The organism is Pseudomonas sp. S3(2024), from assembly GCF_036861315.1.
Lineage (GTDB): Bacteria > Pseudomonadota > Gammaproteobacteria > Pseudomonadales > Pseudomonadaceae > Aquipseudomonas > Aquipseudomonas putida_A.
Genome location: NZ_JAZAQQ010000002.1, coordinates 296,350 through 309,388, shown reverse-complemented (window position 1 = coordinate 309,388; position 13,039 = coordinate 296,350). Strand labels below are relative to the sequence as shown.

At 58.1% G+C, this 13,039-nt stretch carries 16 protein-coding genes; 12 read left to right on the top strand and 4 right to left on the bottom strand.

Annotated elements, in window-relative coordinates:
* The first annotated feature begins 52 nt into the window (after positions 1–52).
* The 7 genes from VLA07_RS06110 to VLA07_RS06080 all read left to right on the top strand — a co-directional run bounded on the left by VLA07_RS06110 (position 53) and on the right by VLA07_RS06080 (position 4,905).
* The gene (locus tag VLA07_RS06110) at positions 53–622 is read left to right on the top strand and encodes an Rnf-Nqr domain containing protein (RefSeq protein WP_097086036.1); all 570 of its coding nucleotides are present in this window, start codon (positions 53–55) and stop codon (positions 620–622) included.
* Positions 619–1,833 (top strand): electron transport complex subunit RsxB, encoded by a 1,215-nt coding sequence (rsxB, locus tag VLA07_RS06105; RefSeq protein WP_027612059.1) that lies wholly within the window; start codon positions 619–621, stop codon positions 1,831–1,833. The genes VLA07_RS06110 and rsxB overlap by 4 nt, the downstream gene beginning before the upstream one ends.
* Positions 1,820–2,803 (top strand): RnfABCDGE type electron transport complex subunit D, encoded by a 984-nt coding sequence (locus VLA07_RS06100; RefSeq protein WP_333988610.1) that lies wholly within the window; start codon positions 1,820–1,822, stop codon positions 2,801–2,803. The genes rsxB and VLA07_RS06100 overlap by 14 nt, the downstream gene beginning before the upstream one ends.
* Positions 2,800–3,405, top strand: coding sequence for an RnfABCDGE type electron transport complex subunit G (locus tag VLA07_RS06095; RefSeq protein ID WP_333988609.1), 606 nt, complete (start codon positions 2,800–2,802; stop codon positions 3,403–3,405). The genes VLA07_RS06100 and VLA07_RS06095 overlap by 4 nt, the downstream gene beginning before the upstream one ends.
* Complete coding sequence (locus VLA07_RS06090; protein ID WP_027612062.1) at positions 3,402–3,983, top strand: Rnf-Nqr domain containing protein; 582 nt, start codon at positions 3,402–3,404, stop codon at positions 3,981–3,983. The genes VLA07_RS06095 and VLA07_RS06090 overlap by 4 nt, the downstream gene beginning before the upstream one ends.
* Positions 3,980–4,618 carry an endonuclease III gene (gene nth, locus VLA07_RS06085; protein WP_333988608.1) on the top strand — a complete coding sequence of 213 codons (639 nt, stop codon included), beginning with the start codon at positions 3,980–3,982 and terminating at the stop codon, positions 4,616–4,618. The genes VLA07_RS06090 and nth overlap by 4 nt, the downstream gene beginning before the upstream one ends.
* A 107-nt stretch (positions 4,619–4,725) precedes the next feature.
* Complete coding sequence (locus VLA07_RS06080; protein ID WP_027612063.1) at positions 4,726–4,905, top strand: PA3496 family putative envelope integrity protein; 180 nt, start codon at positions 4,726–4,728, stop codon at positions 4,903–4,905.
* 87 nt (positions 4,906–4,992) lie between these two features.
* Here VLA07_RS06080 and VLA07_RS06075 read toward each other — a convergent pair whose 3' ends face one another.
* A complete protein-coding gene (locus tag VLA07_RS06075) occupies positions 4,993–5,619 on the bottom strand; it encodes a response regulator transcription factor (protein ID WP_003227711.1) in 627 nt (208 codons plus the stop codon).
* A gap of 505 nt (positions 5,620–6,124) precedes the next feature.
* Here VLA07_RS06075 and VLA07_RS06070 point away from each other — a divergent pair.
* A complete protein-coding gene (locus tag VLA07_RS06070) occupies positions 6,125–6,832 on the top strand; it encodes a hypothetical protein (RefSeq protein ID WP_096795142.1) in 708 nt (235 codons plus the stop codon).
* A gap of 150 nt (positions 6,833–6,982) precedes the next feature.
* Here VLA07_RS06070 and VLA07_RS06065 read toward each other — a convergent pair whose 3' ends face one another.
* Together VLA07_RS06065 and VLA07_RS06060 are read right to left on the bottom strand one after the other, a co-directional pair.
* On the bottom strand, positions 6,983–8,200 hold the full coding sequence (locus VLA07_RS06065; protein WP_027612065.1) for an argininosuccinate synthase: 1,218 nt from the start codon (positions 8,198–8,200) through the stop codon (positions 6,983–6,985).
* A gap of 129 nt (positions 8,201–8,329) precedes the next feature.
* Positions 8,330–9,238, bottom strand: a complete 909-nt coding sequence (locus tag VLA07_RS06060) for a flagellar protein MotY (RefSeq protein WP_333988607.1) — start codon at positions 9,236–9,238, stop codon at positions 8,330–8,332.
* 160 nt (positions 9,239–9,398) lie between these two features.
* On the opposite strand from VLA07_RS06060, the gene pyrC reads away from it, so the two are divergent.
* Both pyrC and rnt read left to right on the top strand, forming a co-directional pair.
* Positions 9,399–10,445, top strand: coding sequence for a dihydroorotase (gene pyrC / locus VLA07_RS06055; protein ID WP_333988606.1), 1,047 nt, complete (start codon positions 9,399–9,401; stop codon positions 10,443–10,445).
* Positions 10,442–11,119 carry a ribonuclease T gene (rnt, locus tag VLA07_RS06050; protein ID WP_007963973.1) on the top strand — a complete coding sequence of 226 codons (678 nt, stop codon included), beginning with the start codon at positions 10,442–10,444 and terminating at the stop codon, positions 11,117–11,119. Before pyrC ends, rnt begins: the two co-directional genes overlap by 4 nt.
* Positions 11,120–11,193: 74 nt before the next feature.
* On the opposite strand, the gene VLA07_RS06045 is transcribed toward rnt, so the two are convergent.
* Entirely contained in the window at positions 11,194–11,796 is a 603-nt protein-coding gene (locus VLA07_RS06045; protein WP_007963972.1) for a peroxiredoxin, read from the bottom strand.
* Positions 11,797–12,109: 313 nt separating this feature from the next.
* On the opposite strand from VLA07_RS06045, the gene VLA07_RS06040 reads away from it, so the two are divergent.
* On the top strand, positions 12,110–12,328 hold the full coding sequence (locus VLA07_RS06040; protein ID WP_003227725.1) for a bacterioferritin-associated ferredoxin: 219 nt from the start codon (positions 12,110–12,112) through the stop codon (positions 12,326–12,328).
* A gap of 200 nt (positions 12,329–12,528) precedes the next feature.
* Positions 12,529–13,002 (top strand): bacterioferritin, encoded by a 474-nt coding sequence (gene bfr / locus VLA07_RS06035; RefSeq protein ID WP_003227727.1) that lies wholly within the window; start codon positions 12,529–12,531, stop codon positions 13,000–13,002.
* The last annotated feature ends 37 nt before the right edge of the window (positions 13,003–13,039 follow it).

The window sequence follows — 13,039 nt, the reverse complement described above, 5'->3', positions numbered from 1 at the left end:
CCGGATAATGCCTAACCTTAAGTGACACCCGCCCGTTGCTGCCGGCAGAACCATGACCGAACTTGCGCTTACGCTGATCAGTGCCGCCCTGCTCAACAACTTCGTGTTGCACTGGCCGCTGGGTGTCGATCCGCTGCTGGCCGGCAGTCGGCGCCAGGTGCATGCGCTGGGGTTGGCGACGGCGTGCCTGATGCTGAGCGTCGGCTTCATCGGGTACGTGCTCTGGCACTGGCTGCTGGTGCCGCTGCAATTGCAGGCACTGCAGCTGTTTGTGTTCTTGCCGCTCAGCGTGCTGCTGATCGCGCCGCTGCTGAAGCTGTTGGCTCGTGCGCTGCCAGACTGGCCGTTCGACGGACTGTGGCCGCTATTGCTGGGTAATGCCGGCGTACTGGGGCTGGCCTTGATCAACGCGCAAAATGATCGCGGCCTGCTGCAAGCAGCAGCGCTGAGCATCGGCGCCGGGCTGGGTTTCTGGCTGGTGCTGAGCCTGTTCAGCGACTTGCGTGAACGCACGGCGGACAACGACATTCCCCTGCCCTTTCGCGGCTTGCCGATCGACCTGATCGGCGCCGGACTGATCGCAGTGATTTTTCTCGGATTCAGTGGACTGATCAAAACATGAGTCTGATTCAACTCATCGATGCCCTCCTGCCGCAGACCCAATGCGGCAAATGCGGCCACCCCGGGTGCAAGCCGTATGCGCAAGGCATCGTCGATGGCGAACCGATCAACAAGTGCCCGCCCGGCGGTGACGAAACCGTCGCCGCCTTGGCTGAACTTTTGAACGTGCCGGTGCTGGAACTGGACGTCAGCCGTGGCTCGGCACCGCCACAAGTGGCGTACATCCGCGAGGCCGAGTGCATCGGCTGCACCAAGTGCATCCAGGCCTGCCCGATCGACGCCATCGTCGGCGCGGCGAAACTGATGCACACCGTACTGATCGACGAATGCACAGGTTGCGACCTGTGCGTGGCGCCGTGCCCGGTGGACTGCATCGAGATGCATCCACTGCCGCTCGGCACCTTGCCTGTGGTCGGTGGTCTGGCGTTGAGCCTTGAAGAGCAGCGCGCGCGCGCAGCCAAACGCGATCATGCGCGCCAGCGGTTTGAACGCCGCAACACCCGCCTGCAACGCGAGGAACAGCAGAAACAGGCTGAGCGCGAAGCCCGGGCGCAGCGTGCAGCGCAACCGGCGGTGGTTACTCTCGATCCGGTGCAGGCCGCTCTGGAACGGGTGCGCGCGCAGAAAGCCGCAACCGCCGACGCGGCATTGAAAAAAGCCAAGATCGATGTCGCCATGAGCCGCGCGCAATTGCACAAATCGCTGAAAGCCTTCGGCCATCCGCCGACCTTCGAACAGCAATCGCAACTGATCGTGTTGCAACAGCAGTTTGAAGCCGCCGAACAGGCATTGGCGAAACTCGAAAGCAGCGCCGCCACCGCTCCAGCCGCTGCGGCCCCGGTTCCGGCGAAAGACGCCGACCTGAAACGGGCGAAAATCCAGCTGGCCATGCGGCGCGCCGAATTAAAAAAGGCCCAGACCGCCGAAGCGCCAGCCGAGCAAATTGCCACGCTGGAACAGGCACTGCGTGATGCCGAGCAAGCCCTTCACGCCGCCGAGACGGCGAGCGAGCAGCCTGCGCCTGACCTGGTGCGGGTGGAAAAGCGCCCGCTCGACAACCAGCTTCGCCAGTTGAAAACCGAACTGGCCTACGCCCGCGCCGACCTGAGCAAACTCGAACGCCGCGCCGACACGCCGAACAACATCCTCGACAAGGCCCGCGCCCGCCTGCAGGCCGCCGAGCGTCAGGTGCAAGATCATGTCGCCCCGTGAAGCACCGGATGATCGCCTGCAACAGGCGATGATGCGGGTGCTGCTGGCCACGCTGCCGGGGCTGTTGGCGTTGTTCTGGTTTTACGGCTGGGGCGTGTTGATCAACCTGATCCTGGCGGCGAGCACCGCGCTGCTGATCGAGGCTGGCGTCGCCCGCCTGCGCCGACAACCACTGCAACCAACGTTCAGCGATGGCAGCGCACTGGTCAGCGCGACACTGCTGGCCGCCGCCATGCCACCTTATTGCCCATGGTGGCTGACAGTTACGGCGGTGGCTTCGGGCCTGCTGTTCGGCAAACATTTATACGGTGGCATCGGCAAGAATCCGTTCAATCCGGCCATGCTCGGTTTCGCCCTGGCGATGCTGCTGTTCCCGCAGCCAATGACCCACTGGCCGGCGCATGGCATGAGTCTGCAGGCCGCTTTTGCACAGGTCCTGAATCTGGGCCAGGCCCCGGACGCCTGGGCTCAGGCCACCGCGCTAGACAGCCTGCGCATCAACAAAAGTCTGACCATGGATGAATTGTTCGCGGCCAATCCGGCGTTCGGCCGTTTCGGTGGACGCGGCGTGGAGTGGATCAATCTGGCGTTTCTCGCCGGTGGACTGTTTTTATTGCAGCGCCGGGTGATTGCCTGGCAAGCGCCAGTTGGCATGCTGGCCAGCCTGTTTTTCGTCAGCCTGCTCTGCTGGAACGGTTCGGGTTCGGATTCCCACGGCTCGCCGCTGTTTCATCTGCTGAGCGGCGCGACCATGCTCGGTGCGTTTTTCATCATTACCGAACCAGTATCCGGCGCCAAAAGTTCGCTGGCCCGACTGCTGTTCGGCGTGGGTGTCGGCTTGCTGACCTACCTGATCCGCACCTGGGGCGGCTACCCGGACGGTGTCGCGTTTGCCGTGTTGCTGATGAATCTGTGTGTACCGGCTCTGGAACGTTTTGCCGCTGCCCGCCAGACGCAGGTGCAATCATGAGCCGCGCAGCTGCTTTCGTGGCGCTTGTGCTGCTGGCCGGTGCCGGTCTCGGCCTGACCTATGTCGTGCAGCGCGCCAGTGCGCCGCAGATTGCCAGCGAGCAACGCCTGCTCGACAGCCGCAAATTGCTGGATCTGATCGCGCCCGATGCCTACGACAATCAGCCGCTGGAGCAGCCGCTGGCGCTGACTGATACAACGTTGAGCCACAGCACGCTGCTGACAGGTTACCGCGCAAGCAAATCCGGTCAGCCAGTGGCAGTGTTGTTGCGCACCCAGACCGAGGGCTATGCCGGCGCTATCGAACTGCTGATCGCCATCGATGCCAACGGCAGACTGCTGGGGGTAAAAACCCTGCGGCACAACGAAACCCCGGCGCTCGGCGGACTTATCGGCGACTGGCCGAACCAATGGCTGGCGACTTTTACCGGCAAGTCGCGCAACTCACCTGACGACGCAGGCTGGGCGCTGAAAAAAGATCAGGGACAGTTCGATCAACTGGCCGGGGCAACCGTCACTTCCCGGGCCACCGTCAATGCCATTCATGACGCCCTGCGTTACTTTGATGAGCACCGCGCAACCTTGCTGGGGAGCGGATCATGATCCGGCCAACGAATCTGACAAACACGTTGATGCTGATGCTGCTGCTTGGCACCAGCGCGACCTTGGCTGGCGCGCTGGGCATGCTGTTGATGTCGGGCGTTGTGGTGGTGGTTTACGGCGCATGCATCGGCCCGCTGCGCTCGCGGTTGTCTGGCAACAACCTGATGCTGGCCAGTCTGCTGCTGGCCGCCACCCTGACCAGTTGCGCCAATATCCTCGCGCAGCGCTGGGCGTTGCAGTGGCAACAGTCACTCGGGATCTATGCCGGGCTGATCGCCTTGCAATGCGTAGTGCTGGAATACAATGGATTCTTTCGTCAGGCATTTGGCCTGCGCCTGACGTTTTTTGGCCTGTCGAGCGGGCTGCTACTGGCGCTGGCGGTACTGCGTGAACTGTTCGGTCAGGGCCACATCGGCCGTGGCCTGTCGGAACACTGGCAAGGCCTGGTTCTGTTCAGCGACGGGCTGCACTTGCTCACCCTGGTTCCCGGCGCCTTCATCGTGCTCGGACTACTGCTTGCCGCCCGCCAGGCCTGGACCCGCTCGACCGCTCTCTCCAAGGAAACACATCACCCATGAATGCCGCCAAACGTCTGGAAATTTTCCGCAGACTTCATGAAGACAATCCCGAGCCGAAGACCGAGCTGGCCTATTCCTCACCGTTCGAGTTGTTGATCGCGGTCATTCTTTCGGCGCAGTCAACCGACGTCGGCGTCAACAAGGCTACGGCCAAACTGTTCCCGGTGGCCAATACCCCGGCGGCGATCCACGCGCTGGGCGTCGAAGGGCTGTCCGAATACATCAAGACCATCGGCCTCTATAACAGCAAAGCGAAAAACGTGATCGAGACCTGTCGCATGCTGGTCGAGTTGCACAATGGCGAGGTCCCGCAGACGCGTGAAGAACTGGAAGCGCTGCCCGGCGTCGGTCGCAAGACGGCCAACGTGGTCCTCAATACCGCTTTTCGCCAGTTGACCATGGCGGTCGACACGCACATTTTTCGCGTGAGCAACCGCACCGGCATTGCCCAGGGTAAAAATGTGGTTGAAGTGGAAAAGAAGCTGATGAAGTTTGTGCCAAAAGACTACCTGCTGGACTCCCACCACTGGCTGATTCTGCACGGTCGCTATGTGTGCCTGGCGCGCAAGCCACGCTGTGGCAGCTGCCGCATCGAAGATTTGTGTGAGTACAAACACAAAACCTCGGACGATTGATTGGCTATTGGAATAATTGATTCTTCGATTGAAAAAATCTTTTTTACCCGCAGCAGGAATATCGATATAAGGGGCGCCAAAGGCAGTCTTAGCCTGGAGTTCACCTTATGACTGACAGCAAAGAACAACTGGACGTAGATGAAGATTTTACCGTTGTGGATACCGACGACGCCGAACCGGTGGTCGAGGTCGCCAAGACCAATCTGAGTAAACGTCGCACCATCGATAACCTGCTTGAGGAGCGCCGACTGCAAAAGCAGTTGGCCGATTACGACTTTGATCTCTGACACTTGAAAGCCTCCCGAACCGGAGGCTTTTTACTTTCTGCTGAATCCGACACTGAGCGGCCCATGCCCCGTCGGTATTCCTGATCATCAGACCAGTCCGTTGCGTTGTGCCAATTCAATCAGATCCACCAGCGAGCGGGCATTGAGCTTCAATAACAGACGGGTCTTGTAAGTGCTGACCGTCTTGTTGCTGAGAAACATGCCGTCGGCGATTTCCTTGTTGGTCTTGCCACGCGCCAATTGCTGCAACACCATCATTTCCCGCCCGGAGAGGCGATCCACCATATCGGCCTCACTGGCATTACCAAGACTGGTACGCACGGTGTGCAGGGCCTGGTTTGGAAAATAGCTGTAGCCGGACAGTACCGCTTTGATCGCACTGAGCAACTCAGTCAAATCCTGTTGCTTACATACATACCCGGCAGCACCTGACTGCATGCAGCGCATTGAAAAATGACCCGGTGCCTGGGAGGTCAACACCAGTACTTTCAACGGCATGGGTGTCGAGTTCAGACGCGCAATAACTTCAAGACCATCGAGTTTCGGTATTCCAATATCCAGAATAACGATATCCGGCATCTGTTCACGCGCAAGTTGCAAAGCATCCACACCATTATCCGTTTCTGCAATGACTTCGTAGCCATGACGCTCCATCAGCATACGCACAGCAAGACGAATGACGGGATGATCATCCACGATCAGCACTTTATTCATGGGCAAGTCCAGTTTCGCTGTTCGAATTTTTAGAGCACGCACAATAGCCCAGTCACTTCTGACATGGCACAAGAGAGTTTCATTGCAATCCCAGCAAAAGACATTCCCTACAGCAAATAAAGATTATTCCTACAAAAAAACCCATACGGCAGATTTTCAAATGGGATGACGTATCTTCTGGCCTTCACATCGACGCAAAAAACATGACGTCCTGAAAGCCACGCGAACTCTACTTTCGAGGCAGACGGCTCAGCGAGCGGCTGAAAAAACACGATAATCCATTGACTGCACATCGCTACACAGCGCCAGCCCCGGCAGCTTATAAGTTTAAATAAACAACGTGAAAACAATCAAAAACCCTTTGATAGATCAACATCTGAAACAAGATACTTCTATCCAAACGTTATCATTTAATATAAAAATTATCTCGACCAGCAAGTTGCAACACCCCATACAAAACAACTCAACATACGTATTGGAAATACACAATTAATGAGCACCTTCCATGATAAAAATCAGAAGAAAAATTACCAATCCCATGACTGTAATTGCGATATTTGCATTTATTTCCGAATCATCGGCTGCCATTTCCTTACCCTTTCTTGATAACGCCGAAAGAGAAGTCTACATCTGGTTCCTGATCAGCTTTCCGTTTTACTTGCTATTGCTATTCTTTTTAACGCTGAACTTCAACTACCGTTCGCTCTATGCGCCCTCGGACTTCGATAAGGACGACAGTTTTCTAAAAAGTTTCGAGGAGTTGAAACAGCCCGAGCTCCACTCCTGTTCGCCTCCAGCAAGAGCGTTTGTGGTAGCAGGTGAAGTATCAGCTGCCAACGGATTGGAGTGGACGTTGTCTGTTCAACGCGTTGACCTCAGGCAACTCCCTCCTTGCAGCGCTGGCGAATCCTGCCCGGAGCGACCGTGGATTGAGCACAACATTCAGCTGCCTAAATCCATCGGCACATTGTGCGCCATAGACGTACGTCGGTTGGGTAGCGCACAGGCGTTCAATGCGCTGGCAGAACACTTTCCGCATCTTGGCAAACACTCAGCCAAGGCAGTGGTATTTTTGACCGACTCTGCGTGCGACGTTTTGCTCAAGCAAATTATCCCGAGCCTTATCAAACAGTCGAAAAAAAGCGGAGGCGCCAAACTTCTCGTCGCTTACAACGTGAGCACACAAAGCACCACGGTTTTGAGAGGAGCATGAGCGCAGAGTAGATGCCTGAAGTGAACATTCAAGAAAATGCTGGAGTTGGCGGCAATGACCAAAGCTCTGGATTAACGTCAGACAAACACAGAAAAGAAAATGGCGGCATTGTCATTGAGACAAGCCGCCATTTTTACAGCCCTGCAAGACTTAGAACAGCTTGCGGCCTTTGTTGGCAGCAATGCGCATGCGCAGCGCGTTGAGCTTGATGAAGCCCGCCGCGTCGGCCTGATTGTAGGCGCCGCCGTCTTCTTCGAAGGTCGCGATATTGGCGTCGAACAGCGAATCGTCGGACTTGCGGCCGGTAACGATCACGTTGCCCTTGTACAGTTTCAGGCGAACCACACCGTTCACGTTGACCTGCGAAGCGTCGATCATCTGTTGCAGCATCAGACGCTCCGGGCTCCACCAGTAACCGGTGTAGATCAGGCTGGCGTATTTCGGCATCAGCTCGTCTTTGAGGTGAGCGACTTCGCGGTCCAGGGTGATCGATTCAATGGCGCGGTGCGCGCGCAGCATGATGGTGCCGCCCGGGGTTTCGTAGCAGCCACGGGACTTCATGCCCACGTAACGGTTTTCAACGATGTCCAGACGACCGATACCGTGAGCGCCACCGATCTTGTTCAGCGTTGCCAGTACGGTGGCCGGAGTCATTTCGACGCCGTCCAGCGCGACGATATCGCCGTTGCGGTAGGTCAGTTCCAGGTATTGCGGGGTGTCAGGAGCCTTCTCCGGGGAGACGGTCCAGCGCCACATGTCTTCTTCGTGCTCGGTCCAGGTGTCTTCCAGCACGCCGCCTTCATAGGAGATGTGCAGCAGGTTGGCGTCCATCGAGTACGGGGACTTCTTCTTGCCGTGACGCTCGATCGGGATCGCGTGCTTCTCGGCGTAGTCCATCAGCTTCTCGCGCGACAGCAGGTCCCACTCACGCCATGGCGCGATCACTTTGACGCCAGGCTTGAGTGCATAGGCACCCAGTTCGAAACGCACCTGATCGTTGCCCTTGCCGGTGGCGCCATGGGAAATGGCGTCGGCGCCGGTTTCGTTGGCGATTTCGATCAGGCGTTTGGCGATCAGCGGACGTGCGATGGAAGTACCCAGCAGGTACTCGCCTTCGTAAACGGTGTTGGCGCGGAACATCGGGAACACGAAGTCACGCACGAATTCTTCGCGCAGGTCGTCGATGTAGATTTCTTTGACGCCCATGGCCTGAGCCTTGGCGCGAGCCGGCTCGACCTCTTCGCCCTGACCCAGGTCAGCAGTGAAGGTCACCACTTCACAGTTATAAGTATCCTGCAGCCACTTGAGGATCACCGAAGTGTCCAGGCCGCCGGAATACGCCAGAACGACCTTGTTTACGTCCGCCATGCCATCACTCCACGGGGTTCTACGGAAAGCCGAGGAGTCTACCGCTCAAATCCGATAATTTACAGAGGCGCGACAGCTTAAGACGACAAAGCGACAGAATCTGTCGACAGCGCGACGATGACCGACGGGTCAGGAAGTCGCCGCAGCGTTGGCAGAAGTGCTGGCTTGCGGTGCTGGCGCGGTAGTCGGCGCGACTCGCGCGAGCTTCACACTGACCCGACGATTCTTCGCCCGGTTGGCCGCATTGTTGTTCGGCACCAGCGGGTATTGCTCGCCGTGGAAACGCACGGTGATCTGCGATTCGGCGATGCCGTTGGCCTTGAAAAAGTCGACTACCGCCAGCGCTCGACGGCGTGACAGCTCACGATTGGTCAGACGATTACCGCTATTGTCGGAGTAGCCATCGAGTTCGATGTGATTGACCGTCGGATCGGCCTTCATGAACTCGAGCATCACCTGCAGCCTGGCTTTGGCGGCGGCATCCAGATCGGTGCCTTCGCCGGGGAAGCCGATCTGCGATTGCTTCACCTGATCGAAATTCTGCGGCAGCAACTTCGCCACACACGTCTGGTAATCATTGAACGCTTTGCTGAACTTCACCGGCAGCAGACGCACTTCCGAAACCCGGCCATCGCCGGACGCACGGCGCACCACCGGACTGCGACCGTCGAGTAAACCACTGATCAGCCCGCCGGCCTGGGATTGCGAACTGTTGAACAGCACGTTGCCGGTGCCGATCCTGACGCTGCCCAGATTGATGTCGTTGCGCCCCGGCTGCCATGGCGCCGCCGCGGCAAGCAACGTCGCCGAACCGCCGCCGAGCATGGCGTTGTAGGCATTGAGGCGGAATATCGCCTGCTCGCCGGCTTTCCGCACGAACTGGCCCGAGCCGAAATCGGTGATCGGCTGGGTCAGGCGGCACTCGAACTTGTCGCCCTCGACCGTCCACTCAATGTTCTCCAGACGCGTCTGGTAGGTCAGCGCCATCGCGGGGAGGCTGGCGAACACACTGAGCAAGGCTAAATATCGCTGGCGCACGGGAGGCTCCATTGGCTTCTGTAACACAAAGACCGATTCACACTATGTTTACGGCATACCTACGGGATATCGGAAGGTTCCTGCAAAACTTGATAGCGGGTGCCTGCAAGAGTCTTTTCCGGTAGCATTCCCCTCAGTTTGACCCGCCTGGAATCCCCTCATGTCCGACCGCCTGACCCTGCTGCGTCCCGACGACTGGCACATTCATCTTCGCGATGGTGCCGTGTTGACCAATACCGTTGCCGATGTTGCGCGCACCTTTGGCCGCGCCATCATCATGCCCAACCTGGTACCACCGGTGCGCAACGCCGCTGAAGCCGACGGCTATCGCCAGCGGATTCTCGCTGCCCGCCCGGCCGGCAGTCGCTTCGAACCGCTGATGGTGCTGTACCTCACCGACCGCACCCAGCCTGAAGAAATTCGTGAGGCCAAGGCCAGCGGTTTCGTGCACGCCGCCAAACTGTACCCGGCCGGCGCCACCACCAACTCCGATTCCGGCGTGACCAGCATCGACAAGATCTTCCCGACGCTGGAAGCCATGGCCGAAGTCGGCATGCCGCTGCTGATCCATGGCGAAGTCACCCGTGGCGATGTCGACGTCTTCGACCGCGAAAAGATTTTCATCGATGAACACATGCGCCGTGTCGTCGAGCGTTTCCCGACGCTCAAAGTGGTGTTCGAACACATCACCACCGGCGACGCGGTGCAGTTCGTCAACGAGGCTTCGGCCAACGTCGGCGCCACCATCACCGCGCATCACCTGCTGTACAACCGCAACCACATGCTGGTGGGCGGGATCCGGCCGCACTTCTATTGCCTGCCGATCCTCAAGCGTAATACCCATCAGGAAGCCCTGCTCGACGCCGCCACCAGCGGCAGCGCGAAGTTCTTCCTCGGCACCGACTCGGCGCCGCACGCCCAGCACGCCAAGGAAGCCGCCTGCGGCTGCGCCGGCTGCTACACCGCGTACGCCGCCATCGAGCTGTATGCCGAAGCGTTCGAACAGCGCAATGCGCTGGACAAGCTCGAAGCGTTCGCCAGCCTCAACGGTCCGCGCTTCTACGGCCTGCCGGTCAACACCGATCGCATCACCCTGGTTCGCGAAGAATGGACCGCCCCGACCAGCCTGCCGTTTGGCGAGCTGAACGTTATCCCGCTGCGCGCCGGTGAAAAACTGCGCTGGCGCCTGCTGGAGGAACACGCGTGAGTGAAGACCATTTCGACGACGAACTGGACGGTCAAGGTGGCGGCGGCGGTTCCCGTCACCCAATGGCAGCACGTTTTCGCGGTTACCTGCCGGTAGTCGTCGACGTAGAGACCGGTGGCTTCAACTCGGCCACCGACGCTCTGCTGGAGATTGCCGCGACCACCATCGCCATGGATGAAAAGGGTTTCGTCTACCCGGATCACACCTACTTCTTCCGCGTCGAACCGTTCGAAGGCGCCAACATCGAAGCGGCGGCCCTGGAGTTCACCGGTATCAAACTCGATCACCCGCTGCGCATGGCCGTCAGCGAAGAAACCGCGCTGACCGACATCTTCCGTGGCATCCGCAAGGCGCTGAAGGCCAACGGCTGCAAGCGCGCGATTCTGGTCGGCCACAACAGCAGCTTCGACCTCGGCTTCCTGAATGCTGCGGTTGCGCGTCTGGACATGAAGCGCAACCCGTTCCACCCGTTCTCCAGCTTCGACACCGCGACGCTGGCCGGTCTGGCTTACGGTCAAACCGTGCTGGCCAAGGCCTGTCAGGCAGCGGACATCGACTTCGACGGCCGTGAAGCGCATTCGGCGCGTTACGACACCGAGAAGACCGCCGAGCTGTTCTGCGGCATCGTCAACCGCTGGAAACAGATGGGCGGCTGGGAAGACTTCGACGACTGATCCTCGTCGGGTATTTCCCGCGCATAAAAAAACCGGCCACATGGGCCGGTTTTTTTGTACCGCGACGTTGCGCCTTACAGGGCAGCAGCGTTCTCGGTCAGGTAAGCCGCAACGCCTTCTGGCGAAGCGTTCATGCCTTTGTCGCCTTTTTTCCAGTTGGCAGGGCAGACTTCGCCGTGCTCTTCGTGGAATTGCAGCGCGTCGACCAGACGGATCAGCTCTTCCATGTTACGGCCCAGCGGCAGGTCGTTGATGATCTGCGAGCGGACAACGCCCTTGTCGTCGATCAGGAACGCGCCACGGAAAGCCACGCCGCCTTCGGACTCAACGTCGTAGGCCTTGGCGATTTCGTGCTTCATGTCGGCAGCCATGGTGTATTTCACCTGGCCGATGCCGCCATTGTTGACCGGAGTGTTGCGCCAGGCGTTGTGGGTGAAGTGCGAGTCGATCGACACGGCAACCACTTCCACGTTGCGCGCCTTGAAGTCGGCCATGCGGTTGTCCAGAGCGATCAGCTCGGACGGGCAGACGAAGGTGAAGTCCAGTGGGTAGAAGAACACCAGGCCGTATTTGCCTTTGATGGCCGAGGACAGGGTGAAGCTGTCAACGATCTCGCCATTGCCGAGTACGGCCGGGACGGTGAAGTCTGGGGCTTGTTTGCCTACGAGTACGCTCATGGATATCTCCTGGTGAATAACTTGAAGTTCAGGGCCCGGGCCAGCCTGCCACCTTGAGGCGACAGCCCTGTGACACGAACCCTCTTCGCAAGGGCCGACCATCATACACTGCGTTTTTCGCCTGTCCTTAACGGTTTTTTGCCCAAGGCGGATAACGGACCAGCATTTTCGGGGCCAGGCAATTCGCCATTAATCACCGTTCGTCAGTGACCGGCTTTTCGATCGAAAACCATTCAGAAAGCACTTTGACAATCATTCTCGTTAACATTAAGATCCATCGCAATTGAGTCACAACCAGCGACGGTTCTCACTTATGTATGTTTGTCTCTGCACTGGCGTCACCGACGGACAAATCCGCGAAGCGATCTATGAAGGTTGCTGCAGCTACAAAGAAGTCCGCCAGGCCACCGGCGTCGCCAGCCAATGCGGCAAATGTGCGTGCCTTGCCAAGGAAGTGGTTCGCGAAACCCTGACCAAGCTGCAAACCGCTCAGGCTGCGATACCCTACCCCGTAGAATTTACCGCGGCATAATCACCCCTATTTCAAAAAACCGGGCATATGTCCGGTTTTTTTATGCCCGCAAATCAAGCGCTTAGGCGCTAGACGCGGAACACAAACATTCTTATTCAGATTTAATTTCATTTATTATTCAATAACTTAGGTTTGACACTTATAAATACCAAGCTCAAACTCCGCCTTATATACAGCTAATACAGGGCAGGACTCCCATCATGAAAGGCGACATTACAGTCATCCAGCATCTCAACAAGATCCTTGCCAATGAACTGGTCGCGATCAATCAGTACTTCCTGCATGCGCGCATGTATGAAGATTGGGGCCTGAACAAGCTGGGCAAGCACGAGTACCACGAATCCATCGACGAGATGAAACACGCGGACAAGCTGATCAAGCGCATTCTGTTCCTCGAAGGCCTGCCGAACGTGCAGGATCTGGGCAAGCTGCACATCGGCGAGCACACCCAGGAGATGCTGGAATGTGACCTGCGTATCGAGAAGACCGGCCACGCCGATCTGAAAGCCGCCATCGCCCATTGCGAATCGGTTGGCGACTTTGGCAGCCGTGAACTGCTCGAAGACATTCTCGAATCCGAAGAAGAGCATATCGACTGGCTGGAAACCCAACTGGGCCTGATCGATAAAGTCGGTCTTGAGAACTATCTGCAATCGCAGATGGGCGAAGAGTAAATAAGCGCCCGCTGAATTCGCGACACTAAAAAGCCCC